The following is a 24,754-nucleotide window of genomic DNA, read 5'->3' as shown; positions in this document are numbered from 1 at the left end:
TCGGCTCACAGGGTGCGGGGGACCTGCCGGGCCCGGCCGCGGATGCGGACCGCGGTGACGATCTCGGCGACGCCGACCAACGCCAGCCAGATCCCGCCGACGAGGGTGAGCACCGCGACCGACTCGAACGGCGAGTCGATCAGCACGACCCCGCCGACGAAGGTGACGACCCCGAGGAGGATCTGCCAGCCGCGCGCGGGCATGCCCCGGTCGGAGACGGCGGCCAGGGTCTGGGTGATGCCGCGGATCAGCCAGCCGATGCCGATCCACAGGGCCAGCAGCAGGACCGACCGCATCGGGCCGCGGAAGCAGAACAGGCCCAGCAGCAGTGACAGGGCGCCGCTGACGAAGGCCAGGACGCGCAGCGAGGTCGTCCTGTGGGTGCCGAAGGCCGCCCCGAGCTGGAAGACGCCGCTGATGACGAGATAGACGCCGAAGAGGACACCGGCCGTCAACAGCGAGGCGCCCGGCCAGGCGAGGACCAGGATGCCGAGGGCCAGCGAGGCGATCCCGGTGGCCAGGAGGATCTGCCAGGCCGCGCGGGACAGGGCGTGCAAAGGGCCCTCGATGGGCGGCTCGGGTTCATGGCCGTGCGGCGGGGCGGCGGCCGGGGCCGTGGCCGGGGAGTGGTGGGCGTGGACCTTGCGGTCGTCGTACTCCGGACCCCAGGGGGAGCCGGTCGGTGGCTCGGTCATGATCCATGCTCGGACCGGGCCCGAGCCACCCGCCACCCGGGACGGGTCAACCGGCTGAGGTCTGCTTCTTGGCCTTGGCCGCCGCCTTCATCTCCTGCTTGTGGGCCCGGACCTTCGCCAGTGACTCCGGGCCGGTGATGTCGGCGACGGAGCGGAAGGACTTCTGCTCGCCGTAGGCACCGGCCGCCTCCCGCCAGCCCTTGGGCTGCACGCCGAGCTGCTTGCCGAGCAGGGCGAGGAAGATCTGGGCCTTCTGCTTGCCGAAGCCGGGCAGTTCCTCCAGTCGCTCGAGCAGTTCGCGGCCGGTGCCGACGCCGTCCCAGACGGCGCTCGCGTCACCGTCGTAGTGCTCGACGAGGTACTGGCACAGCTGCTGGATGCGCTTGGCCATGGAGCCCGGGTAGCGGTGCACGGCCGGCTTCTCCGAGAGCAGGGTGGCGAAGGCCTCCGGGTCCTGCGCGGCGATCTCGTGCGCGTCGAGGTCGTCCGCGCCGAGCCGGTCGGCGATCGTCCGGGGTCCCTTGAACGCCCACTCCATGGGCACTTGCTGGTCCAGCAGCATCCCGACCAGCGCGGCGAGCGGGGAGCGCCCGAGGAGCGCGTCGGCCTCGGGATCCTGGGCGAGGTGAAGGGTGACGTCCATGACTCCGATCATGCCGCGTGCGGCGTCAGGCCGCCCGCCAGTACCCCAGCGCGTGCACCCGCTGCCGGGGAACGCCCAGGTCCTTGCGGACGTACGACGCGAGGGCGCGGGTGGTGGCCGTGTCGCCGGTGATCCAGACGTACGGGTCCGGGGTGGCCCTCAGCAGTTCCGGGAGTTCCCTGCGCACCTCCGCGACGAGGTGCGCGCCGGAGTCCCGCCGGGGCACGTGGCGCACCTCGTGCAGGGCCGGGGCCGTGCGGAACGGCAGGCCGTCGGGGGAGCCCTCGTACCAGACCGTCACCGGCGAGGAACGGAACTCCTCGAGCAGGGAGTTGAGCGCGGGCAGCGACGCGGGGTCGACGATCGCGAAGACGTGCGAGGGCTCGGGCCGGGGCCGTTCGAAGCCGGTCCCCTGGACGGTCGCCTCGATGGTGTCGCCGGGCTTGGCCGCCCGCGCCCAGTCGCTGGCGGTGCCCTCGTGCAGGGCGAACTCCAGGGAGAAGGTGCCGGCCGCCGGATCGGGGTCGACCAGCGTATACGCCCGCTGGTGCGGCCTGTCGGCGTCGGTGAACCACAGCCGGACCCACATCGTCGGGTGGACGCCGGTCGCGGCGAGCAGGCCGCCGTCGGTGAGGTGCAGCCGGCGGTAGTGCGGGGTGACGTCCTCGCCGCCGGTGACGGTGAGGGTGAAGTCCTTCGCCCGCATCAACCTGAGGACCGCGCCCTCCCAGCCCCGCCCCTGCGCCATGGCCTGTTCACCTCTCGCGTACGATTCCTGGACCGATTGATTAGGTAAGGCTAACCTAAAGAATAGAAGGGTCACAGGGGTGACGAGCGAGACCGACAGACCTGACGGTGTCTTCCGGGACACCTGGGGCATCCCGCACCTGCGCGCCGGCAGCGCCCTCGAACTCGCCCGCCTCCAAGGGCTGGTCACCGCCCGCGACCGGGCCTGGCAACTGGAGGTCGAACGGCACCGCGCCCGCGGCACGTCGGCGTCCTTCCTCGGCCCCGAGGCCCTCCCCTGGGACCGCTTCGCCCGCCGCGTCCGCCTCGACGACACGGCCCGACGCTGCTTCGCCACGCTGGAGGAGCGCGACCCGGAGACCGCCGACTGGGTGCGAGCGTACGTCGACGGCGTCAACGAGGGTCTGGCGGGGACCGCCGGCGCCGTCAACGCCCACACGGGCCGGACCGTCAACGTCCACACGGGCCGGACCGTGAACGAGGACGTCGGCGGGACCGACGGCGAGGGCACGGGCGGGACCGTCGGCAGCGTTCTCCCGGATCCGCGCGGGGCCGTGGGCGGTGGTTCCCCGGATCCGTGCGGGGCCGTGGGCGGTGGTTCCCCGGAGGCGCAGCGGGCCGTCCGTGGCGTCCCGGCAGGTCCGCAGGGCGGCCCCGCCCCGGAGTTCCTCCGCGTCGGGCTCGCCCCGGGCCGGTGGGAGCCGTGGACCCCGCTCGCCGTCTGGCTCTCCACCCACATCCTCTTCGCCGGCTTCCCCGCCAAGCTGTGGCGCGAGGAGGCCGTCCGCCACCTCGGCCCCGAGGCCGTCGGCCTCTTCGCCACCGACGGACCCGGCACCTCCGGCAGCAACGGCTGGCTGGTCGGCGGCGAGCGCACCGGCACCGGGCAGGCCGTCATCGCCGGTGACCCCCACCGCTTCATCGAGGACCCCGGCGTCTACCAGCAGATCCGGCTGGCCTGCGAGGAGTTCGACGTCGTCGGGCTCGCCGTGCCCGGTGTCCCCGGCATCGCCCACTTCGGCCACACCGGCACGGTCGCCTGGGCCATCACCAACGCCATGGCCGACTACCAGGACCTCTACCGCGAACGGCTGCGCCGCACCGGCGCCGGTGTCGAGGCCCTCGGACCGGACGGCACCTGGCGGCGGGTCGCCCGGCACACCGAACTCGTCCGCGTGGCGGGAGAGGAGACGGTGGAGGTCGAGGTGCTGGAGACCGAGCGCGGACCGGTGATCGCCGGCGGGCCCGAGGGCCTCGACGACGGCACCCCCCTCGCCCTCGCCCTGCGCTACCCGCCCCGCGTCACGGGCGACCTGGGCTTCAGCGCCCTGCTCCCGCTGCTGCGCGCCCGCCGGGTGGCCGACGTCGACCGTGCCTTCGACGTGTGGACCGAGCCGGTCAACGTCGTCCAGGCCGCCGACACCGAGGGCGGCCTGCTGCACCGGGTCGCGGGCCGGGTCCCGGTCCGCGCCGAGGCCAACCGCATCCGGCTCGTCCCCGCCTGGGAGCCCGGCCACGAGTGGACCGGCTGGCACGAGATGCCCCGCGCCGGACTGACCGACGGCATCGCGGTCATGGCCAACCAGCGCGGCCCGGCCGCCCCGCTCGGCGTCGAGTTCGCCCCGCCGCACCGCGCCGACCGCATCCGGGAACTGCTGGCGGAACGCCGGGAGTGGTCCGCCGACGACATGCCCGCCATCCACACGGACACCCGTCTCGCGTCCGCCGCCCCCCTGCTGGACCACCTCGCCGCCCTCGACGACCTGACCGGCCCGGCGGCCGAGCTGCGTGACCGCCTCCTGCGCTGGAACCGCCACATGGACGCCGACAGCCGGGAGGCCGCGCGGTTCGCGGCCCTGCGCGGCGCGCTCGTCCGCCGCCTCGCCGCCCAGCCGGCCTTCGCCGCGCTGACCACCCCGCCCGCCTACCCCGAGGTCCTCCTGCCCTGGCTGGACCTGGTCACCCGCGTCGGCTTCGCCCTCGAACACCTGCTGCGCGCCGAGGAGCTGTACGGCATCGACCGGTCCGCCCTGGTCCGGGAGGCCGTGGAGGAGGTCGCCGGGCAGCCGGCCGCCCGCTGGGGCGACACCCACCGCCTGGTTCCCTGGCGGGCCCTGCCCGACCCCGCGCAGGAGGCCCCGGCCGTCTCCGGCGACCACGACTGCGTACTGTGCACCACGGCCGTGCCCGGCCGGACCGACCTCGCCGCCCGCGGCCCGGCCGCCCGCTACGTGTGGGACCTGGCCCGCCGCGAGAACAGCCGCTGGGTCGTCCCCCATGGCGCCTCGGGCCACCCCGACAGCCCCCACCACCACGACCAGCTCCCCCTCTGGCTCAGGGGCGAGCTGGCCCCGGTCGTCACGGACTGGGCGCACCTGGAGAAGGAGAGCGATGTCTGACCCGCACGTGTACGAACAGGTGCTCGACGGCTTCGGCACCGTCGGCATCCGGCCCCTCGACGCCGAGGGCGACGCGGACGTCGTCCACGGGTGGGTGAGCGAGGAACGGGCCGCGTTCTGGGGCATGAACGGCCTGACGAGGGACCAGGTCGCCGAGATCTACGCCCATATGGCCGGCCTCGACACCCACCACGCCTTCCTGGCCGAACTGGACGGCACCCCGGTCGCCCTGCTCCAGACGTACGAGCCGACGGAGGACCGGGTCGGCGAGTGCTACGAGGTCGAGCCCGGCGACATCGGCGTGCACGTCCTCCTCGCGCCGGCCGGCGCGGAGGGCGCGCGGACGGGCTGGTCGGCCGCGTTGCTGGGCGCCTTCACGTCGTACGTGCTGGTGGGGCTGGGCCGGCGGCGGATCGTGGTGGATCCGGACGTGCGCAACGAGAAGGCGGTCGCGCGTTTCCTCCGGCACGGCTTCGAGGCCGGGCCGGTCGTCACGCTGCCGGAGATCGACCTGCCGGACGTGTACCTGCCGGAGAAGAAGGCCCAACTGGCGTTCCTGCGGCGGGAGGTAGCCTTCCCCGGGTGACTGCCCAAGGTCCGGTGACCCCCGAAGCCCTCGTCGCCCACTACGGGATGGAGCCGATCCCCCGTGAGGGGGGACTGTTCCGCCGTACCTGGGCGGGTCCCGAGCGGGCCGACGGACGCCCGGAGGGCTCGGCGATCGTCGCCCTGCTCACCGCGGACGACTTCTCGGCCCTGCACCGGCTGCCCACCGACGAGGTCTGGCACTTCTACCTCGGCGACCCGCTGGAACTGCTTCTCCTCGCCCCCGACGGCACCTCACGGACGGCGGTGCTGGGCCCGGACGTCCTCGGCGGGCAGCAGCCGCAGCTCACCGTCCCCGCGCGCACCTGGATGGGCGCGCGGGTGACCGCGGGCGGCGCGTGGACCTTCTTCGGCTGCACCATGGCCCCCGGTTTCACCTACGGGGACTACGAACACGGCGACGCGGCCGACCTCACGGCGCGTCACCCGGACCGGGCCGCGCTGATCAGGGAACTCTGCCGTCCATGACGTTGCTGGCGGGCCAGGTGGCCCTCATCACGGGAGCGAGCGGCGGAGTCGGCCGCGGGATCGCGCTGCGGTTCGCGCAGGAGGGCGCCCAGGTGGCGCTCCACTGCCGTACGGGGGTGGAGGCGGCGCGTGAACTCGCCCGACGGGTCGCCGAGTCCGGGAGCCGGGCGGTGGTCCTGCGGGCCGACCTGTCCCGCCCGGACGAGTGCCGACGGCTCGTGCGGGAGGCCGCCGAGTGGGGCGGAGGGCGGCTGACGACCCTGGTCAACAACGCGGGCGTGCAGCCCGTGCAGCGACTGGAGGCGATGACGGCGGAGGACTGGCGGACGGTCGTGGACACCAACCTGACCAGCGTCTTCGCCTGCACACAGGCGGCCGCCGAGGTGATGCGGGGCGGGGGCGGAGAGGTGGGGGGCGGGTCGGGCGGTGCGTCGGGCGCCGTGCGGGGTGGCGGGCTGAGAGTCGGGCCGGGCGGCGGGCTGGGCGGCGGCCAGGGCGTGGGGTCGGGCGGTGGACCGGGCCTTGGGCCGGAAGTCCGATCGGGCGGCGGCCAGGGCATGGGATCCGGTGGTGGACCGGGCCGTGGGCCGGGAATCCGACCGGGCGGCGGCCAGGGCGTGGAGTCGGGTGTTGGGCCGGGCGGTGGACCGGGCGGCGGCCAGGGTGTCGGGCCGGGCGTCGGGCCAGGCACCGGCCAGGGCGTCGGGCGGGGCGGCGCCGTCATTCACATCGCCTCGGTCGAGGCCGGGATGCCCGCCGAGGGGCACGCCCACTACTCCGCCTCGAAGGCGGCGGTCGTGGCGCACGCCCGCGCGGCGGCACGGGAGTACGGGGCGTGGGGCATCCGCGTCAACACCGTCTCGCCCGGCCTGATCGAACGGGAGGGTCTGGCCGAGGCCTGGCCCGACGGGGTGCGGCGGTGGCGGGAGGCGGTCGCGGTCGGTCGGCTGGGCCGCCCGGAGGACGTCGGCGACGCCTGCGTCTTCCTCGCCTCACCGCTCGCCTCCTGGATCACCGGTCACGACCTCGTGGTGGACGGCGGGGTGTCCGCGCGGACGACGTGGTGAGCAGGACCGGGCCCCTGTCCGTACGTACTCCCGAGCACACGAGTCCGAGGTACGGAGCGGTGACGTGAGCGAGGGGCGCGATGACGGACGACGAGGCGGTACCTCAGGGGGAATCCGGGCCACGAAGAGCACAGCGACCTCAGGGACCGCAGCTGCCTCAGGGATCGCCGGCGCCGCAGGTCCCGCACGACGCGGTGGCCGGCGACTTCAAGGGCTGGTGCTGCTGGGCACCCTGCTGGTCCTGTTCCTCTTCACAGGCGCGGGCCGGGCGTCGGCCCATGCCGCCCTCCGCGGTGCCGACCCCGCCGATGGATCCGTCGTCGGCACCGCTCCCCGCAGCATCACCCTGACGTTCACCGAGTCCGTCGGCCTGCTCGACGACTCCTTCCGCGTCCTCGACCCCGACAACCGACGGGTCGACACGGGCAGGGCGCGGCACGCGGACGGCCGGGCGGACACCGCGCGGGCCACCCTGCCCGAGAAGCTCGGCACCGGCACCTTCACGGTGGCCTGGCGGGTGGTGTCCGAGGACGGCCACCCGATCGCCGGTGCCTTCACCTTCTCCGTGGGCGAACCGTCCGCGACCCGCGCTCCCCTGCCCACCGGCTCCGTCGAGGACCCGGCCACCGCCAGCCTCTACAAGATCGGCCGCTATCTGGCGTACGGCGCGGCGGCCCTGCTCATCGGCACGGCGGTCTTCGTCGCCGTCTGCCGGCCGACGGACGTGCGTCCCCTGCGCAGGCCGCTGGTGGTGGGCTGGTCGGTCTTCACCGGTTCGACCGTCCTCCTGCTCCTGCTCCGCGCCCCCTACGAGACGGGGACGGGCCCGTCGCAGGCCCTCGACCCGTCGGGCCTGACCAGCACCCTGTCCGGCCGCCCCGGCCTCGCCCTGGTGGTGCGGCTGGCCCTGCTGGCGGTGGCCGCCGTCCTCCTCGTACGACAGCGCGGGCGCGAGCGGGTCTCCCGCCCGACCCTCGCCGTCGGCGCCGTCCTCGCGGTGGGCCTGGCCCTGACCTGGGCCGCGGCCGAGCACGCGTCGGCCGGCATCCAGGTCCCGGCCGCGATGACGTCCTCGGTGCTGCACCTGCTGGCGACGGCGGCGTGGCTCGGCGGCCTGACGGCCCTGCTGACCCTCCTCCACCGGGGCGCCCTCCCGGCGAGCGTGGCCGCCCGCTTCTCCCGGCTGGCCGCCGCCTCGGTGGCCGTCCTGGCGGTGACCGGCGTCTACCAGTCCTGGCGCGGGCTCGGCTCCCTCGACGCGCTGACCGACACGACGTACGGCCGGCTCCTGCTCGCCAAGCTGGCCGTGGTGACGCTGCTGCTGGCGGCGGGGGCGCAGTCCCGCCGCTGGACCGGACGACTGGCGAGAGCGGAGGCGGAAGGCACGACGGCGCAACGGACGGCGGCAGAAAGCAGGACGGAAGGCACCACGGCGCAACGGACGGCAGCAGAAGGCAGGACGGAAGGAACGACGGCGGAAGGAACGACGAGGGAGGGAACCATGACGGCGGTGGAGACGGAGAAGGCGAAGGCGAAGGCGACCGTGGACGCAGGCATGAAGAACCGGGCACCGGTACGGCAGCGCGTCCCGCAGCCGGTGGGCGGCCCCGCGCTGCCGGACGAACCCCCGGCCGCCGACCCGCCGCTCACGCCGGCCGAGGACGCCCACCGCCGCGCCCTGCGCCGTTCCGTCCTGGCCGAGGTCGTCGTCTCGGTGGTGGTGCTGGGCCTCACGACCGTCCTGACCGGCACCCTGCCGGCCCGCGCGGAGGCCGAGGCGGCGATCGCCGAACAGGCGACCGGCCTGCCCGTCGCCTCCGTCACCACCGTCCCCTTCGACACCGGCGTCCCCGGCACCCCCGGCATCCGCGGCAAGGTCCAGATCACCCTCGACCCCGGCCGCGTCGGCGCCAACTCCGTCCAGGCCGTGGTCTACGGCCCCGACGGCGGCTTCATCAGCATCCCCGAGCTGCGTCTGTCCTTCACCCTGCCGAGCCAGGACATCGGCCCGCTCGACGCCAAGGTCACCGATCGCGGCGGCTACTGGAGCGCGACCTCCGTCAACCTGCCCATCCCCGGCGACTGGGAGATGAAGGTCACGGTCCGGACGACGGAGATCGACCAGGTGAGCGAGACGGCGACGGTGCCGATCGTGCGCTGAGGGCGGCGGTTTCAGGTGACGGCGGCGGGCCGAGGGATGCCGTGGAAGACCTGCCGGGTGTGCCAGGCCCGGTGGGCGGCCGCGACCGGCGGCGTACCCGGCTGAGGGCCGAGCAGCCGACGGCCCGCCAGGGAGGTCACGTGCTCACGGGCGGCCGCGCTCCGCCCGACGAAGCGCTGGGAGACCAGGATGCGGTGACCGTCGCCGACGCCCAGGACACCCTTGTCGAACAGCTTGTGGTGCAGTGCGCACAGGCAGAGCCCGTTGTCCACGGCGTCGGGTCCGTCGAAGGCCCACCAGCGCACGTGCGCGGCCTCCAGCCCGACCGGCATCGCGCCGACTCTCCCGTCGTAGCCGCAGAACGCGCACTGGTACTCGTAGGCGGTCAGCACCAGCTCCCGCATCCGCCGGTCCCGCTGCCGCCGGCCGGCCGCCACCGGCGCGGTCTCCGCGAGCTCCAGCTCGAGCCCCACGGCTTCGCAGAGTTCGCCGTGGAGCGACGGTGGGAAATGCAGGTCGAGCAGGGCGCGCGCCATCCTGCCGAGCAGCGAGGGATCACGCCGCAGCGCGGCGCGCAGCTCCGGTGCGAGCCGTCCCGCAGCGCCCGCCGCGCGCAGCCGCAGTATCCCGGTGCCGGGACTGCCGGGCCCGCGGTCGGTACGCACCTCCCACACCCCGTCGCTGACCAGGTGGTGGAAGGGGTAGGCGGGTGAGGTCCTGTTGGCGGGCCCGTACTCGGCCAGCAACCGCTTCAGGTCCTCCTCCACCGCGGTGTACCGCAACTCGCCGTCGGCGTCCTCCTGGAACCGTCCGAGGGCGTACAGGAGCAGAAGGGGCTTGTGGGGAGCGCGCACCCCGTTCCCGGTCCACTGCCTCAGCTTGGTGACGCGCTCCAGCCAGTCCATGACCGGCGATCGTAGTGACGCCCCGCCCACGCGGCGGGCTCGGAGTGCGGGGACGGGGAATGCATGAGATCAGTGGAGTGAAGAGGCACGCTCTCACCGCACGAAACGCGTCTCACCGCACGAAACGCATCTCACCGTATGAATGCGCACCGCGGGCATCGCTCACCAGGCATCGCATTCGCCGCGGAATCGCACCGAACCGCACGCGGCGCACCGCGCACCGCGTGGCATCCGTCGGGAGGAGGCCTCATGGACCTGACCGTTCCCGTCGTGAACGGCGCCGACGGCCGCCCCCGCGGCGCGCCGAGGGGCGTTCGCCATGCCTGAGCTGCCGGACGTCGAGGGGTTCCGGAAGGTGCTCGAATCCTGCGCCGAGGGCAGGGTCATCCAGCGTGTCGACGTGCGGGACACGGGTGTCCTGCACGGGGTGAGCGGGCGGCGGCTGCGGGACGCGTTGGAAGGCCGGCGCTTCACCGAGCCGGAGCGGCACGGGAAGTGGCTGCTGGCCCGTACCGGCGACGGCCCGACCCTCATGCTGCACTTCGGCATGACCGGTCGACTGGTCTGCGCACGCCCCGACGACGCCGTCGAGGCCCACGACCGCGTCCTGTTCACCGTGGGCGGCGACCGCCAGCTCCGCTACCGGGACCAGCGCAAGCTCCAGGGTCTTTGGCTGGCCGCCGACGACTCCGACGTCGCACGGCTGCTGGCCGACCAGGGCCCCGACGCGATGGCGGTGGACCGCGCGGAGTTCGAGGCCGCGCTCTCCTCACACCGCGGCAGGGTCAAGACCGTCCTCACCGACCAGTCCGTCCTGGCCGGACTCGGCAACCTGCTCGCCGACGAGATCCTGTGGCGCGCCAAGCTGCGCCCCGCCGACCGGGCGAGCGATCTCACCGAGGCCGAACGCCGTCGCCTCTACACCCACATGCGCCGCACACTGCGCTCCGCGGTCACCGCCGGCTGCGTCCCGCCGCGCGACTCCTGGCTGACCGGCCACCGCGACGACCCGGCCCCGACCTGCCCGCGCTGCGGCGGCCCGCTACGCCGGTCCCGCATGTCGGGCCGCAGCACGGTGTGGTGCCCAGGGTGCCAGCCGGACGGGTCCTGAGCACCGCGTCCGACGGCGCCTTCGGGGTGGCGGCCTGCGCCTTGGCGCCACAACGCGCTCCTGAGCATCCTGGGCGGCAGGCCCGTCCACGCGGCCCTGGCCGGTACGGCCTTCACCCACTGAGCCCGTACGGCACGGCCGACACCGAACCCCTCTCACCGAACCCCGGTCACTCACCACCTGGAACGAGTTCTTCGCCGCCCGCCGACCCGCCGACCGCTGATCCGATGGGATGGGATGGGATGGGATCCGAATCCGGTGATACGACGCGATCCGACGCCATGCGATGCGATCCGATCCGAAACCGGCCATGGCCGACTCGCGCCCTTCTCGCACTGCCCAGGGCTGCTCAGACTGCCGTACACGGACTGTCGGGGGAGGGGCTTCGAGCGTGGCTGGACGTGGACGTGGACGGGGTGCGGCCGCTCGCCGGCGGCGGGTGGCGCGGCTGAGGGCGGTGGCCGTCGGCGGTGGCCTGGTGCTGGTCCTGCTGGTGGTGTTCTGGTCGGTCGTATGGCCGTACCTCACGGCGGCCATGCTCCTCGGCGGTGTCGCGGCGGCAGGGTGGTGGCTGTGGCGGACGGACCGGTTCCTGCGCGGCCGGGACCGCATGTGGCGGCACGAAGAGGCGGTGAAGGCCGGTCACCGGACACTCGCCGAGGTGGACGCGATGACCGGCACCGAGTTCGAGGAACTGGTCGCGGGTCTCTGCCGACGGGACGGGTGCACCGACGTCCGGCGGGTGGGCGGTGCGAACGACAACGGCGCCGACGTCGTCGGCCGCCTCCCGGACGGCCGGAGCATGGTGATCCAGTGCAAGCGCTACGCCCCGACCAGCACGATCGCGAGCCGTGAGCTGCGCGATCTGCTGGGCGCCAAGGTGCACTTCGACGCCGACCTGGCCGTGTTCGTGACGACCACGCGGTTCAGCCGCCCCTCCGAGAACTTCGCGCTGCGGCACGGAATCCTCGCCGTGCACCGCGATCACCTCGGGCTGTGGAACAACGGGACCTCCCTGCTGTCCCTGAGCGCGGTGAACGGTCAGGGACAGGGCGACTCCCGCCACCGGGCCCGGTGGAAGCAGGCGTAGGGCAAGTAAGCCGTCCTGCCGTTGCCCCAGCAGACGGGCCTGTTGCTCTTCAGCGGCGGCATCCCCTCCATGACGCTCGCCACACCGTCGCGACCCAGCCACCCGAGAGGGAAACGGAGACGGGCAACCGAGACGGACAAGCGAGACGGACAACGACGAAGGGCCCCACCGCGAACGGTGGGGCCCTTCGACATCGTGCCCGGTGAGGCACTGGCGGAGGATACGAGATTCGAACTCGTGAGGGGTTGCCCCCAACACGCTTTCCAAGCGTGCGCCCTAGGCCTCTAGGCGAATCCTCCGCCGGAAACATTACATGACCGAGAGGAGTGCTCGCGAACTCGTTCCCTGCCCCTGGCATCGGGTAACCTGGGCGCAGCCCCTCACGCGGCGCTATCTGACTGAACTCCCCCAGGGCCGGAAGGCAGCAAGGGTAGGTCGGCTCTGGCGGGTGCGTGGGGGGCGCTTGCGTTCCCGGGGGCTTACGCAGGGTGTGGGCCTGGGGTGGCTGTCCCTGGACGACTGCCCCGGGGTGGGTTCGCCGGGCGGGCTCGGGCGGGGCCGGTTGTCAGCGGGCGCCTATAACCTCGTATGCGTGTCGTCTCTCGCGCTGTACCGCCGCTATCGCCCGGAGTCGTTCGCCGAGGTCATCGGGCAGGAGCATGTCACCGACCCGCTGCAGCAGGCGCTGCGGAACAACCGGGTCAATCACGCGTACCTGTTCAGCGGGCCGCGTGGGTGTGGCAAGACGACCAGCGCGCGCATTCTGGCCAGGTGCCTGAACTGCGAGCAGGGGCCCACGCCGACCCCGTGCGGGGAGTGCTATTCGTGCCGGGACCTGGCCAGGAACGGGCCGGGTTCCATCGACGTCATCGAGATCGACGCCGCCTCGCACGGCGGTGTCGACGACGCCCGTGACCTGCGGGAAAAGGCCTTCTTCGGGCCCGCCCGCAGCCGCTACAAGATCTACATCATCGACGAGGCCCACATGGTCACGTCGGCCGGTTTCAACGCGCTCCTCAAGGTCGTCGAGGAGCCGCCGGAGCACCTGAAGTTCATCTTCGCCACCACCGAGCCCGAGAAGGTCATCGGGACCATCCGGTCGCGGACCCACCACTACCCGTTCCGGCTGGTGCCGCCGGGGACCCTCCGGGAGTACCTCGGCCAGGTGTGCCAGAAGGAGGACATCCCCGTCGAGGACGGTGTCCTGCCGCTCGTCGTGCGCGCCGGTGGCGGCTCCGTGCGTGACTCCATGTCCGTCATGGACCAGCTGCTCGCCGGCGCCGGGGCGGACGGTGTGACATACGCCATGGCCACCTCCCTGCTCGGATACACGGACGGCTCGCTGCTCGACTCCGTCGTCGAGGCCTTCGCCACCGGCGACGGGGCCGCCGCCTTCGAGGTCGTGGACCACGTCATCGAGGGCGGCAACGATCCGCGACGCTTCGTCGCCGACCTGCTGGAGCGGCTGCGGGACCTGGTGATCCTCGCCGCCGTTCCCGACGCGGCCGAGAAGGGGCTCATCGACGCCCCCGCCGACGTCATCGAGCGGATGCAGGCCCAGGCCGCCGTCTTCGGCGCCGCCGAGCTGAGCCGCGCCGCCGACCTGGTCAACGAAGGCCTCACCGAAATGCGCGGCGCCACCTCGCCCCGCCTCCAGCTCGAGCTGATCTGCGCGCGCGTCCTGCTGCCCGCCGCGTACGGCGACGAGCGGTCCGTCATGGCCCGCCTCGACCGCATCGAGCGCGGCGTGAACTTCTCCGCGGGCGCCGCCGCCGGCATGCCGCCCATGGGGTACGTGCCCGGACCCGAGGCACACGGGGGAGCGGCGGTGGCTCCCGCCGCGGGCGCGCCGCTCCCACCCGGAGGCGGCGCGGCAGCCGCCCGGGCGGCGGTACGGGGCCCGGCAACCCCGGCAACCCCGGCAACACCCGCAACCCCGGCAGCAGCCTCGGGCGCCTCCGCTGCGCCTCCCGCGCCCGCGACGCCGGCGCCGGCCCCGGCGCCCGCGCCCGTACAGCCCCCGGCCACCACTGCGCCTGCCCCTGCCCCCGCTCCGGCCGCGGCCTCGGCGCCGGCCGACGCAGCCCCGGCCCCCTCGGCCCCCTCCGTGCCCTCAACCCCCTCAACCCCCTCAACCCCCTCAACCCCCTCGGCCCCCGCCCCCGGTGCCTGGCCCACCGCCACCGCCGCAGGCAGCGGACGCCGACCCGGCGGCTGGCCCACGGCCACGCCCGCGGGCGGCGGGGCCCGCCCCCCGGCGTCGTCTCCGGCGTCGTCTCCGCAGGCGACCCCCGCGGCCCCGCCCGCCGCATCCCCGGCCGGCCCCGCACCGACCGGACCGGCCGCCCCGTACGCGCCTCCCGTCGGCGGCCTCGACCCCCGCATGCTCTGGCCCAACATCCTGGAGGCGGTCAAGAACCGCCGCCGCTTCACCTGGATCCTGCTCAGCCAGAACGCCCAGGTCACCGGCTTCGACGGCACAACCCTCCAACTCGGCTTCGTCAACGCCGGCGCCCGTGACAACTTCGCGAGCAGCGGCAGCGAGGACGTGCTGCGACAGGCGCTGGCCGAGCAGTTCAACGTCCAGTGGAAGATCGACGCGACCGTCGATCCGTCCGGCGGCTCGGCACCCCCGCCGGCCGGCGGCTTCGGCGGCTCCCCCGGTCCTTCCGCCCCCTCCGGTTTCGGCGGAGGCGGCTCCCCTGGCGGTGGTTACGGCAACTCCGGCGGTTACGGCACGTCCGGTGGCGGCAGTTCCGGTGGATACGGCAGCACCGGTGGTCACGGCGGTGGCGGTACGACCTCCCAGCCCGCGACCTCGTCCGCTCCCGCCGCCCCCAGCCCGGCCCCGGGCCGATCCGCGCCCCCGGCGGCATCCGCCCCCGCCTCCGCCCAGCGATCGTCGGCCCCGGAACACGTGGCCCTCGAGGACGACATCCCCGAGGACGACGACCCGGACCTCAACGAGTCCGCTCTCTCCGGTCGCGAACTGATCGTGCGGGAGCTGGGGGCGACGGTGGTGGAGGAGTTCACCAACGAGTAGGCCCAGCCTGCCCAACGAGTAGGCCCAGCCCGCGCCGGCCCCAGGAGCGGTGGCACCGCGTACCCCACCTCTCTTCGGAGAAAGCTACGAACACCTCGACCCCCACCCTTCGGAAGCCCGCACAAAGACTTCCGGCCGACGCCAGCTAGGCTGACTCCCGTGAACGTCCTCGTCATCGGCAGCGGCGCCCGCGAACACGCCCTGTGCCGCTCACTGTCCCTCGACCCCGCCGTCACCGCGCTGCACTGCGCTCCCGGCAACGCCGGCATCGCCGAGGTCGCCGAGCTGCACCAGGTCGACGCCCTGGACGGCGGGGCCGTGACCGCGCTGGCCAGGGAGCTCGGCGCCGACCTCGTGGTCGTGGGTCCCGAGGCCCCCCTCGTCGCGGGGGTCGCCGACGCCGTGCGCGAGGCGGGCATCCCCGTCTTCGGCCCCTCCGGGGAAGCCGCGCAGCTGGAGGGTTCCAAGGCGTTCGCCAAGGACGTGATGGCCGCGGCCGGCGTCCCGACCGCCCGCTCCTACGTCTGCACCACGCCCGACGAGGTGGCCGTGGCCCTCGACGCCTTCGGCGCCCCGTACGTCGTCAAGGACGACGGCCTGGCCGCCGGCAAGGGCGTCGTCGTGACCAGCGACATCGAGGCCGCGAAGGCGCACGCGGCGGGCTGCGAGCGCGTCGTCATCGAGGAGTTCCTCGACGGCCCGGAGGTCTCCCTCTTCGCGATCACCGACGGCGAGACGGTCGTCCCGCTCCAGCCCGCGCAGGACTTCAAGCGCGCGCTCGACGGCGACGAGGGCCCGAACACCGGCGGCATGGGGGCGTACTCCCCGCTGCCCTGGGCCGACCCGAAGCTGGTCGACGAGGTCGTGCAGACGGTGCTCCAGCCGACCGTCGACGAGATGCAGCGCCGCGGCACGCCCTTCTCGGGGCTGCTCTACGCCGGTCTCGCGATCACCAGCCGGGGCGTGCGCGTCATCGAGTTCAACGCCCGCTTCGGCGACCCCGAGACCCAGGTCGTGCTGGCGCGTCTGAAGACCCCGCTCGCCGGTGTCCTGATGGCCGCCGCCACCGGCAACCTCGCCGACCTCGCGCCCCTGCGCTGGAGCGACGAGGCGGCCGTCACGGTGGTCGTCGCCTCCCACAACTACCCCGGCACCCCGCGCACCGGCGATCCGATCACCGGCCTCGACGAGGTGGCCGCCGAGGACGCCCCGCACGCCTACGTCCTGCACGCCGGCACCAAGCGCGACGGCGACGCCGTGGTCAGCGCGGGCGGCCGGGTCCTCTCCGTCACCGCGACCGGCAAGGACCTCACGCAGGCCCGCGAGCGGGCGTACCGCTCGGTCGCGCGCATCGGTCTCGACGGCTCCCAGCACCGTACGGACATCGCGGCGAAGGCGGCGGCGGGGGCGTAGCGCGCCCCCTGGTTCCCGCTCCCGACGGCACCGCACCTCCCACAGCGGGCAACCCCCCCGAGCCGCCTCCAACCCCCTCCAAGCCTCTTGCAGGCGCCTTCCAGGCCCCGGATCCAGCAGGGAATCACCCATGGAATCCGGGGCCTTTCCCTTGCCCACGGTCATCCACCTTTCCCCAAAGCCATTCCATCGAGTGAGCGCTGCCCCATCCGGCTGACGGGGGGCGAGGGGCCAACTAGGGTGCCGCGCAAGCGTTCCGGCACTTGGCCCACCGGCATTGCGATGTCAGCGGCGGGTGCCACAGTGGGGGAGTGAGCAAGACCAGGAGAGTCGACACAGCCAGCACTGCGGGGAGGCGGTGAGGTCCGGACGTGACCGGTATGGGAATGGAGGTGGGCGCGCAGGCCGCGCGGGCCCGTGCGCTGGCCGTGCTGCGCATCCGCAGCCGGGCGCTCGCGGTCGCGCTGCTGCCCGCGGCGACCGCCGTGATCCTGCTGGCGGGTGGTTCCTCCGGGCACCTGGTGGGTCCCGGCTGGGACGTCGCCCGCTGGGCCGTGTCCGTGCTCGCGCTCCTCGTGCTGGTCGCCGCCGGCGTCATCGCCCTGGTGGTCGCCCGGGCCCGCCCCGCCGTCAGCCCCACGGTCGCGATCGCCGAGGGCGCGGCCCCCGACCTGTACCGGCTGGTGCGCGACCTCGCCGACCGGCTCGACGTCCCGGCGCCGTCCGCGATAGCGCTCACCCCCGACTGCGACAGCTGGCTGGAGGACCGCGCCCATCCGGCCCACGGCCCGCCCGCACCCCGGGACCCGGACGAGATAGCCGGGCCGGGCCGGGCCCTCCACCGCCGTACGCCGACCGCGCCCGTGCTGGTCATAGGCTCCCCGTTCCTGTGGTGGATGCGGGTGGGCGAGCTGCGCGCCGTCCTCGCGCCGGTCGTCGCCGGTACGGGACCCTCGGCGCACCCCGACATAGCCGCGGCCCGGCGCTTCGTGCGCGGGCTGGACGCCGCGCTGGCCGTCTCCGCCGACCGCGGCCGCTGTCCCGGCGTGCGTCTGGTCTGTGCGGGCATCGGCTGGGTCGCGCGGCTGCTGCTGCGCGGCTGCCAGGTCCATGCGGCGGAGATGGAGCGGGGAGTGGCCGCGGCGGCCGCCGAGCGTGCACAGGCTGTGGACTACGGTCTGCGGATCGTCGCCCAGGAGCAGGTGGGGCTGGCGTACGCGGGCTGGGACCGTCTCCTCACGCGCGTGGCGCTGCCCGCCTGGCGGATGGGCCGCTGGCCGTCCCGGCTGGACGCGGGCGTCGTCGCCGCCCTCACCGAACTGTCCCGGCGCGACCGCCTGGCCGAGGGCTTCGCCTCGCGGCTCGGCGAGCGCCCCGCCTGCGACCTTCTCGAAGAGCCCGGCACGGTCGACGAGGCCGCCTCCCTGCTCGCCGCCCGCCTCTTCCACGGCGGTCCCGCCGGGTCCGGCCCGGACTGGTCTCCCGTGGACTGGCGGGAGTACCCGGACGAGGTCGTGGACCGCAAATGGCGCACCGACGCGGCCCGTCTCCACCGCGTCCTGGACGCCCTGGGCGTCCGCCGCATCCCCGACCCGGCGGCCCGGACCTCCGACGGCCCGACCCTGGCCCGCGTGCTGGACCACCTGACGGGCGCGGAGGGCACGGCTCCCGGCTGGGACGGCCGCCGCCCGCCTCCGACCCTCACCCCGGAGACCCCCGCCCGCACCCCGGAGACGCCCACCCCGGAGACCCCCACCGTCACCGAGGGCTCCGCCCCCACTCCGGAGGCCTCCCCACCCCCGCCCACGGCACCCGCCACTGCGCCTGTCACCCCCGCCAGTACGGGCGCACCCGCCACTTCCCGCTCTCCCGCAGCCGACGAAGAGGAAGAGCCCGCCCCCAACCCCCGCAGCGCCGCCCTGGCCGCCCGTCTCGGTGCGGAACTGGCCCGGGAGGAGACCGAGACGGCGCCCCCGGCGCCCGCACCCGCCGGGCCCCCGGCGCCCGGGCAGGGCCACGACACGGCGGTCCCGTGGGACGGCGGCATGCTCCCGCTCTTCCCCCTCCAGCCCCCGCGCACGGACCGCGAGCTGCTGACCGACCACGTGACCGCGATGGTCTGCTGCGCCGCGATGGACACCGTGGGAGCCACCCCTGGCCTGGACTGGCTCGACGGCCCGACCCTCCTCGTCGACGGCGAGCGCGTGACCGACCTGACGCCCCGCGTGCTGAGCCTGGTCGAGGACGGCGACGCGGCCCCGCTCCGCAGCTGGCTGGTGGAGCTGGGGATACGTCCGGAAAAGCCGGTACGCCTCGGCTGACGCGACCGAGACGACCGAGGCGACCACGACCAACGCCACCGACGCGGTCACCGGCCAATAGCGGAGTGACTGATTCCACTTTTGGCCAATTCGCAACGAATAGTGACTGTCTGCGCGCGTTATGTGATGTGCTGGGACCGATCGCGCCCATGGCATGGGCGCGCGACATAGGACAAACACAAGAGCAGCGGCGTCTCACAGGTCACACCACAACCACGGGGGCCACAAGGGGAGGGGAGCACCATGGGACAGGACCACATCCGCCGATGGGAGTCGGGAGCGCTGGCGCACGCCGTGACGGACCCCTTCGGACAGGGCCCGGTCCCCTGGCTGCGCGGCACCGAGACGTACTTCGACGACACCGGAAAGGTCGTCCCCTGGTACGTCGACCCGGCGCCGGCCCCCGCCCCGGACGCCGCCCCGCGGATCCCGGCCCCCCGGTCCGCCGGAGGCCCCCGCTCGGCCGACGACATCCGCCGCCAGATCAAGGGCTTCGTCTCCACCGGCGCGGTCGCTCCCGGCGAAGCGGTCGACTTCCACATCACGGTCGACCCACCCCAGGAATTCAGCGTCGACATCTACCGCATCGGCCACTACGACGGTGACGGCGCGGCCAAGATCACCACCAGCCCGCGTCTCTCCGGCATCGTCCAGCCCCCGCCGCTGACCGCCGACCGCACGGTCTCCTGCCACCACTGGTGGCTCTCCTGGCGGCTGCAAATCCCGTCGTACTGGAACGTCGGGGCGTACGTCGCCGTGCTCACCACCGCCGACGGCTACCGCTCCCACATCCCCTTCACCGTCCGCGACAGCCGCCCGGCCGACCTGCTCCTGCTGCTGCCCGACATCACCTGGCAGGCGTACAACCTCTACCCGGAGGACGGCCGCACCGGTGCCAGCCTCTACCACGCCTGGGACGAGGACGGCCGCCTGCTCGGCGAGGCCGACGCCGCCACGACGGTCTCCTTCGACCGCCCGTACGCCGGCGCGGGCCTCCCGCTCCACGTCGGCCACGCCTACGACGTCATCCGCTGGGCCGAGCGCTACGGCTACGACCTCGCCTACGCCGACGCCCGCGACCTGCACACCGGCCAGGTCGATCCCTCCCGGTACCGCGGCCTGGTCTTCCCGGGCCACGACGAGTACTGGTCGCAGGCCATGCGCCGCACCGTGGAACGCGCCCGCGACAGCGGCACCTCACTGGTCTTCCTCTCCGCCAACACCCTGTACTGGCAGGTGGAGCTGGGCCCGTCCCCGTCCGGTGTCCCCGGCCGACTGCTGACCTGCCGCAAGCGCAAGGGCCCCGGCCGCTCCGTCCTCTGGCGCGAGATCGACCGAGCCGAGCAGCAGTTACTCGGCATCCAGTACGCGGGCCGGGTCCCCGAACCGCACCCTCTGATCGTCCGCAACGCCGACCACTGGCTGTGGGAGGCGACCGGCGTACGCGAGGGAGAGGGGATCGAGGGCCTGGTCGCGGGCGAGGCCGACCGCTACTTCCCCCGCACCCCGCTCCCGCCGCACGAGGAGCGCACCCTTGTCGCCCACTCCCCGTACGTCGACAGCCAGGGCGTCCTGCGCCACCAGGAGACCTCCCTCTACCGAGCGCCCTCCGGCGCCCTGGTCTTCGCCTCGGGCACCTTCGCCTGGTCCCCGGCTCTGGACCGCCCCGGCCACGTCGACCCCCGCGTCCAGCGCGCCACCGCCAACCTCCTGGACCGCATCTGCAAGCGCGACTGACCGCGCCCGGCGGTACTCGGCCCCGGCGAGTACCGACCGTGCCGGGTATCCGCGCTGGGACGCCTCCGATCCCGTCGACCGACCGTGCCCGGCGTCCGTGCCCGGCGGTACTCGACCCCGGCGACGACCGACCGTGCCGCGTATCCGTTTGTTGACCGCCTCCGGTCCCGCCCGACCGAGCACCGTGCCAGGCGTCCGTGCTGACCGCCTCCGGTCCCGTCGACCGACCGCGCCCGGCCGCACCCGGCCCGGTTCGTCTGACCGTTCCGCTCCACCCCGCCCGACCCTCCGTCCTTGATCAAGCCCCTTGTAGGGGACAATCAAGCCATTGGACAGAACCACGGGGAGGAACCGTGTCCGGATTCGTAGAAAAGCCCGAGCCCCTCCACGTCCCGGGCCTGGTGCACCTCCACACCGGCAAGGTGCGCGAGCTGTACCAGAACGAGGCGGGCGACCTCGTGATGGTCGCCAGCGACCGTACGTCCGCCTTCGACTGGGTGCTGCCGACCGAGATCCCCGACAAGGGCCGCATCCTCACCCAGCTCTCCCTGTGGTGGTTCGACCAGCTCGCCGACCTCGTTCCCCACCACGTCCTGAGCACCGAGCTGCCCCCCGGCGCCCCCGCCGAGTGGGCCGGCCGCACCCTCACCTGCAAGTCGCTCCGGATGGTCCCCGTCGAGTGCGTGGCCCGCGGCTACCTCACCGGCTCGGGCCTCGCCGAGTACGAGGAGTCCCGCACGGTCTGCGGCCTCGCCCTCCCCGAGGGTCTGGTCGACGGCTCGGAGCTGCCCGCCCCGATCTTCACCCCGGCCACCAAGGCCGCCGTGGGCGAGCACGACGAGAACGTGTCCTACGAGGAGGTCGCCCGCCAGGTCGGCGCGGACACCGCCGCCCAGCTGCGCCAGACGACCCTCGCCGTCTACTCCCGCGCCCGCGACATCGCCCGCGACCGGGGCATCATCCTCGCCGACACCAAGTTCGAGTTCGGCTACGAGGGCGAGACCCTCGTCATCGCCGACGAGGTCCTCACCCCCGACTCCTCCCGCTTCTGGCCGGCGGACCAGTGGCAGCCGGGCCGCGCGCAGCAGTCGTACGACAAGCAGTTCGTGCGCGACTGGCTGACCTCGGCCGCCTCCGGCTGGGACCGCGCCGGCGAGCAGCCGCCGCCCGAGCTGCCGCAGGAGATCGTGGACGCCACCCGCGCCAAGTACGTGGAGGCGTACGAGCGCCTGACGGGCACGAGCTGGGCGTAGACCACGAAGAAGCCCCCCGGCGCGAGGAAGCCCCCCGGCGCGAAGAAGCCCCCCGGCGACGCAAAGAAGCCCCCCGGCGAGGCCGGGGGGCCGGGTCTGGGGGGCGACGTAAAAGCCCGCAGCGAACGAAAAAACCCCCGGCGACAACCGGGGGCTTGATCCAGAGCGGACGACGAGGCTCGAACTCGCGACCTCAACCTTGGCAAGGTTGCGCTCTACCAACTGAGCTACGTCCGCGTTGCGCCGTGGCGCGAGAGCAACTATACCCAACCCCGCTCGCGTGCGAGCCGCACCGCCGCATGACGGTTCTCCGCCCCGAGCTTGGAGACGGCCGACGAGAGGTAGTTCCGCACGGTCCCCGGTGACAGCGCGGCCCGCTCGGCGATCTCCGCGACCGGTGCCCCGTCGGCGGCGAGTTCGAGCACCTCGGCCTCGCGCGAGGTCAGCGGCGAGTCCCCGGCGGCGATCGCGTCGGCGGCCAACTCGGGGTCGACGTAACGGTTTCCCGCGTGCACGGTACGGATGATCTCCGCGAGCCGCTGCGCACTCACCGTCTTCGGGACGAATCCGCGCACACCCGCCGCAAGCGCCCGCTTCAGATGTCCGGGGCGGCCATGGCTGGTGACGATCAGCGCCTGACAGGCCGGAAGTTCGGCCCGCAGCGATGTGGCGACCTTCACACCGTCCGCGCCCGGCATCTGGAGATCCAGTACGGCCACGTCCGGCGCGTGTGCCCGTGCCATGGCCAGCGCCTCCGGCCCGGTGGCCGCCTCGGCGACGATCAGCAGGTCGTCTTCCAGCGAGAGCAGCGCGGCCAGCGCACCCCGGATCAGATGCTCGTCGTCGGCGAGCAGCACCCGCACGGTCACCCGGTCACCTCTCCCATCACGGCAGCCTCACCGGCCCCAGTGGTCCCGACCCGTTCCGGCAGCGGCACTTCGGCCACCACCCGGAACACCCCCGCTCCGGCGAACCCCGCCTCCAACCTTCCGTCCACCCCCGCGAGCCGCTCCCGCAACCCGGCCAGTCCGGACCCGCCGCCGACGCCACCCGCGGAGCGGAGCGAGACCGCTGAGACCGGTGAGGCCGGTGAGACCGACGAGAGTGACGAGATCGGCGAGACCCGCGAGGTCCCGGCGGCTCCCGAACCCCCCGAACCCCCCGAATCCCCCGAGCCCCCCGCCCCGTCGTTCTCCACCGTCAGCACCACATGTCCCTCCGCCACCCGAAGCCCCACCGAACACCGCCCGGCGTCCCCGTGCCGCAGCACGTTGGTGGTCGTCTCCCGCACCACCCAGCCGAGCGCCGACTGCACCTCGGCGGGCAGCCCGTCGGCCGTCCCGGGGGCGGCCCGCACCTCGCACTCGATCCCGGCCGCCGTCAACACCCCGTGCGCGCCGGTGAGTTCGACGCCCAGGTCGGCCTCGCGGTATCCCCGTACGACATCCCGCACCTCGTGCTGCGACTCCTGCGCGATCCGCTGCACCTCGATCATCTGCTCCACGGCCTCCGGCAGTCCCCGCCGGGCCAACTGCACGGCCAGCTCGCTCTTCAGTGCGATCACCGCCAGGTTCCGCCCCATCACGTCGTGCAGGTCCCGCCCGAACCGCAGCCGCTCCTCGGCGACGGCGAGCCGGGCGCGGGTCTCGCGGGCCTCGTCGAGCCGGTAGACGGCGTCGAGCAGCCAGACGGAGAAGACGGAGGTGGCGGCGATGAACGCGCCGCCGATCAGCACCGCCACCATGGAGACCAGGACGGCGCCGCCGGGCAGCCCCAGCGGGAGTGCCACCGCTCCGGCTCCCGCGGCGTACCCGACGACGACCGCGCCCACGCGCCGCCAACCGCGGACGCCGAGCGTGGTGTTGCCCGCCGCGAAGATCATCGTGACCCCGAAGACCCCGCCCGCGGCGGTCTCGACGGCCTTGCCGCCCGGCCCGTGCTCGGCGATCCACATCGCGGCGACACCGACCGCCGCGCTGGCGGCGGCCAGCGTCCACAGCAGCCGGACGGGCTGCGGGCGGCGCCCGCGCGTCCAGTCCAGCGACCGCGACGCCGTCACGGCACAGAGCACGCAGTGCCCCACCACCAGCACCGGCAGCCACAGCCCGGGCCCGGTCCACAGCCCACTGCCGAACGGCACACCCACCGACGTGAACTCGGCGAAGGCGAAGAAATGGAACGACCACCGCGTGTACGTCTCCACCTTCGCCGGCGTGCTCTTCCGCCGCCACCAGCCCCCCGGCCTGCACATCCGCGTCTCCCCCGTTCCCCGGTCTGTCGGCGCCCGCGTCCCCCGGTGCGTCAGCGCCGCGGCTCCCACCGGAACCACCGCCGTACAGCAAACACCGCCAGCACGGTCCAGGCCAGTGCGGTCGCCAGGGCGCCCAGCGCCTCGTACGCCGAGAGGTCGCCGGTCCAGCCGCCGCGGACGAGGGTGATGACCGGGCTCAGCGGCAGCAGTTCCAGGACGGAGGCGACCCGGTCGGGCAGCAGTTCCAGCGGGACGGCCACCCCGGAGCCGACCATCGAGACGAACACGAACGGCATGGTGGTGACCTGCGCGCTCTCCACGGTCCGCGTCACGCTCGCCGTGACCGCCGCCAGCGCGGCGCACATCACCAGCCCCGACAGCACCCCGAGGACGGCGAGATGGGGCGCCTCGGGGGCCGGCACGTCCAGGAAGGCCGTACAGCCAACCGCCAGCACCAGGCACTGCACCAGCCCCGTGGCGAGCACCGGCAGCGCGGAACCGGTGAGGACCTCGGCATCCCGCACCTCCCCGGTGCGCAGCCGCTTGAGCACGAGTTCCTCGCGCCGGGCGGTGTAGATGGCGGCCAGGGCCCCGTACACGCCGAACAGCAGCGAGAACCCGATGGCGGCGGGCAGCATCACCAGTCCGACGGTGAGTCCGGCCTCGCCGACGTCCATCTCCTCGACCACCGACCGGAGGCTGAACGGCAGCGCGAGCGGCACCAGCACGGCCGCGACGAGCGTGGCCTTGCTCCGCCCGAGCAGCGTCAGCTCGGCCCGCGCGAGGGAGCCCATCCGACTCACCGGCGTGGTCCCCGATGCCCTCCCCGAAGTCACCGCACCCG

At 73.8% G+C, this 24,754-nt stretch carries 19 protein-coding genes, 2 tRNA genes and 1 other RNA gene; 13 read left to right on the top strand and 9 right to left on the bottom strand.

Features of this window, described 5'->3' with window-relative positions; translation table 11 throughout:
• Positions 1–5: 5 nt before the first annotated feature.
• From ACF1A1_RS04695 to ACF1A1_RS04685, 3 genes are read right to left on the bottom strand one after another with little or no spacing between them, the layout of a single operon-like run.
• A complete protein-coding gene (locus ACF1A1_RS04695) occupies positions 6–695 on the bottom strand; it encodes an HdeD family acid-resistance protein (RefSeq protein ID WP_391645439.1) in 690 nt (229 codons plus the stop codon).
• Between the two features lie 46 nt (positions 696–741).
• A complete protein-coding gene (locus ACF1A1_RS04690; protein WP_391645437.1) occupies positions 742–1,338 on the bottom strand; it encodes an HhH-GPD-type base excision DNA repair protein in 597 nt (198 codons plus the stop codon).
• A gap of 25 nt (positions 1,339–1,363) precedes the next feature.
• Positions 1,364–2,086, bottom strand: a complete 723-nt coding sequence (locus ACF1A1_RS04685; RefSeq protein WP_391645435.1) for a siderophore-interacting protein — start codon at positions 2,084–2,086, stop codon at positions 1,364–1,366.
• Between the two features lie 139 nt (positions 2,087–2,225).
• On the opposite strand from ACF1A1_RS04685, the gene ACF1A1_RS04680 reads away from it, so the two are divergent.
• The 5 genes from ACF1A1_RS04680 to ACF1A1_RS04660 all read left to right on the top strand — a co-directional run bounded on the left by ACF1A1_RS04680 (position 2,226) and on the right by ACF1A1_RS04660 (position 8,786).
• Positions 2,226–4,484: a penicillin acylase family protein gene (locus ACF1A1_RS04680; RefSeq protein ID WP_391646370.1), complete on the top strand. Its 2,259-nt coding sequence runs from the start codon at positions 2,226–2,228 to the stop codon at positions 4,482–4,484.
• Entirely contained in the window at positions 4,477–5,070 is a 594-nt protein-coding gene (locus ACF1A1_RS04675; RefSeq protein WP_391645433.1) for a GNAT family N-acetyltransferase, read from the top strand. The genes ACF1A1_RS04680 and ACF1A1_RS04675 overlap by 8 nt, the downstream gene beginning before the upstream one ends.
• Before the next feature lie 14 nt (positions 5,071–5,084).
• Positions 5,085–5,558, top strand: a complete 474-nt coding sequence (locus ACF1A1_RS04670; RefSeq protein ID WP_391646368.1) for a cupin domain-containing protein — start codon at positions 5,085–5,087, stop codon at positions 5,556–5,558.
• Entirely contained in the window at positions 5,555–6,625 is a 1,071-nt protein-coding gene (locus ACF1A1_RS04665; protein WP_391645431.1) for an SDR family NAD(P)-dependent oxidoreductase, read from the top strand. Before ACF1A1_RS04670 ends, ACF1A1_RS04665 begins: the two co-directional genes overlap by 4 nt.
• A gap of 217 nt (positions 6,626–6,842) precedes the next feature.
• Positions 6,843–8,786 carry a copper resistance CopC/CopD family protein gene (locus ACF1A1_RS04660; RefSeq protein ID WP_391645429.1) on the top strand — a complete coding sequence of 648 codons (1,944 nt, stop codon included), beginning with the start codon at positions 6,843–6,845 and terminating at the stop codon, positions 8,784–8,786.
• Between the two features lie 11 nt (positions 8,787–8,797).
• Here the strand turns inward: ACF1A1_RS04660 and ACF1A1_RS04655 are convergent, their stop codons facing one another.
• A complete protein-coding gene (locus tag ACF1A1_RS04655; protein WP_391645427.1) occupies positions 8,798–9,691 on the bottom strand; it encodes a phosphorothioated DNA-binding restriction endonuclease in 894 nt (297 codons plus the stop codon).
• Positions 9,692–10,010: 319 nt separating this feature from the next.
• Between ACF1A1_RS04655 and ACF1A1_RS04650 the strand changes: the two genes are divergently transcribed.
• Both ACF1A1_RS04650 and ACF1A1_RS04645 read left to right on the top strand, forming a co-directional pair.
• A complete protein-coding gene (locus ACF1A1_RS04650) occupies positions 10,011–10,802 on the top strand; it encodes an Fpg/Nei family DNA glycosylase (protein ID WP_391645425.1) in 792 nt (263 codons plus the stop codon).
• A gap of 391 nt (positions 10,803–11,193) precedes the next feature.
• The gene (locus ACF1A1_RS04645; RefSeq protein ID WP_391645423.1) at positions 11,194–11,892 is read left to right on the top strand and encodes a restriction endonuclease; all 699 of its coding nucleotides are present in this window, start codon (positions 11,194–11,196) and stop codon (positions 11,890–11,892) included.
• 211 nt (positions 11,893–12,103) lie between these two features.
• Here ACF1A1_RS04645 and ACF1A1_RS04640 read toward each other — a convergent pair.
• Positions 12,104–12,191, bottom strand: a tRNA-Ser gene (locus ACF1A1_RS04640).
• A gap of 72 nt (positions 12,192–12,263) precedes the next feature.
• Between ACF1A1_RS04640 and ffs the strand changes: the two genes are divergently transcribed.
• The 6 genes from ffs (at position 12,264) to ACF1A1_RS04610 (ending at position 21,659) form a co-directional block, all read left to right on the top strand.
• Positions 12,264–12,362: signal recognition particle sRNA small type (gene ffs / locus ACF1A1_RS04635), an RNA gene on the top strand.
• A gap of 122 nt (positions 12,363–12,484) precedes the next feature.
• Complete coding sequence (locus ACF1A1_RS04630) at positions 12,485–14,935, top strand: DNA polymerase III subunit gamma and tau (protein WP_391645421.1); 2,451 nt, start codon at positions 12,485–12,487, stop codon at positions 14,933–14,935.
• A gap of 159 nt (positions 14,936–15,094) precedes the next feature.
• Positions 15,095–16,348 carry a phosphoribosylamine--glycine ligase gene (purD, locus tag ACF1A1_RS04625; RefSeq protein ID WP_391645419.1) on the top strand — a complete coding sequence of 418 codons (1,254 nt, stop codon included), beginning with the start codon at positions 15,095–15,097 and terminating at the stop codon, positions 16,346–16,348.
• Positions 16,349–16,728: 380 nt separating this feature from the next.
• Positions 16,729–18,669 (top strand): hypothetical protein, encoded by a 1,941-nt coding sequence (locus ACF1A1_RS04620; protein ID WP_391646366.1) that lies wholly within the window; start codon positions 16,729–16,731, stop codon positions 18,667–18,669.
• 243 nt (positions 18,670–18,912) lie between these two features.
• Positions 18,913–20,406: a N,N-dimethylformamidase beta subunit family domain-containing protein gene (locus tag ACF1A1_RS04615; RefSeq protein ID WP_391645417.1), complete on the top strand. Its 1,494-nt coding sequence runs from the start codon at positions 18,913–18,915 to the stop codon at positions 20,404–20,406.
• Between the two features lie 353 nt (positions 20,407–20,759).
• Positions 20,760–21,659 (top strand): phosphoribosylaminoimidazolesuccinocarboxamide synthase, encoded by a 900-nt coding sequence (locus tag ACF1A1_RS04610; RefSeq protein ID WP_391645415.1) that lies wholly within the window; start codon positions 20,760–20,762, stop codon positions 21,657–21,659.
• A gap of 164 nt (positions 21,660–21,823) precedes the next feature.
• Here the strand turns inward: ACF1A1_RS04610 and ACF1A1_RS04605 are convergent.
• The 4 genes from ACF1A1_RS04605 to ACF1A1_RS04590 all read right to left on the bottom strand — a co-directional run bounded on the left by ACF1A1_RS04605 (position 21,824) and on the right by ACF1A1_RS04590 (position 24,704).
• Positions 21,824–21,896, bottom strand: a tRNA-Gly gene (locus ACF1A1_RS04605).
• Positions 21,897–21,919: 23 nt separating this feature from the next.
• The gene (locus ACF1A1_RS04600; RefSeq protein WP_391645413.1) at positions 21,920–22,528 is read right to left on the bottom strand and encodes a response regulator; all 609 of its coding nucleotides are present in this window, start codon (positions 22,526–22,528) and stop codon (positions 21,920–21,922) included.
• Entirely contained in the window at positions 22,525–23,910 is a 1,386-nt protein-coding gene (locus tag ACF1A1_RS04595) for a sensor histidine kinase (RefSeq protein ID WP_391645411.1), read from the bottom strand. The genes ACF1A1_RS04600 and ACF1A1_RS04595 overlap by 4 nt, the downstream gene beginning before the upstream one ends.
• Before the next feature lie 50 nt (positions 23,911–23,960).
• On the bottom strand, positions 23,961–24,704 hold the full coding sequence (locus tag ACF1A1_RS04590; RefSeq protein WP_391645409.1) for an ABC transporter permease: 744 nt from the start codon (positions 24,702–24,704) through the stop codon (positions 23,961–23,963).
• Between the last annotated feature and the right edge of the window lie 50 nt (positions 24,705–24,754).

It is taken from the genome of Streptomyces sp. NPDC014995 (assembly GCF_043080745.1).
GTDB lineage: Bacteria > Actinomycetota > Actinomycetes > Streptomycetales > Streptomycetaceae > Streptomyces.
The sequence above is the reverse complement of the archived record's forward strand: the minus strand, read 5'-3'. Positions and strand labels throughout refer to the sequence as shown.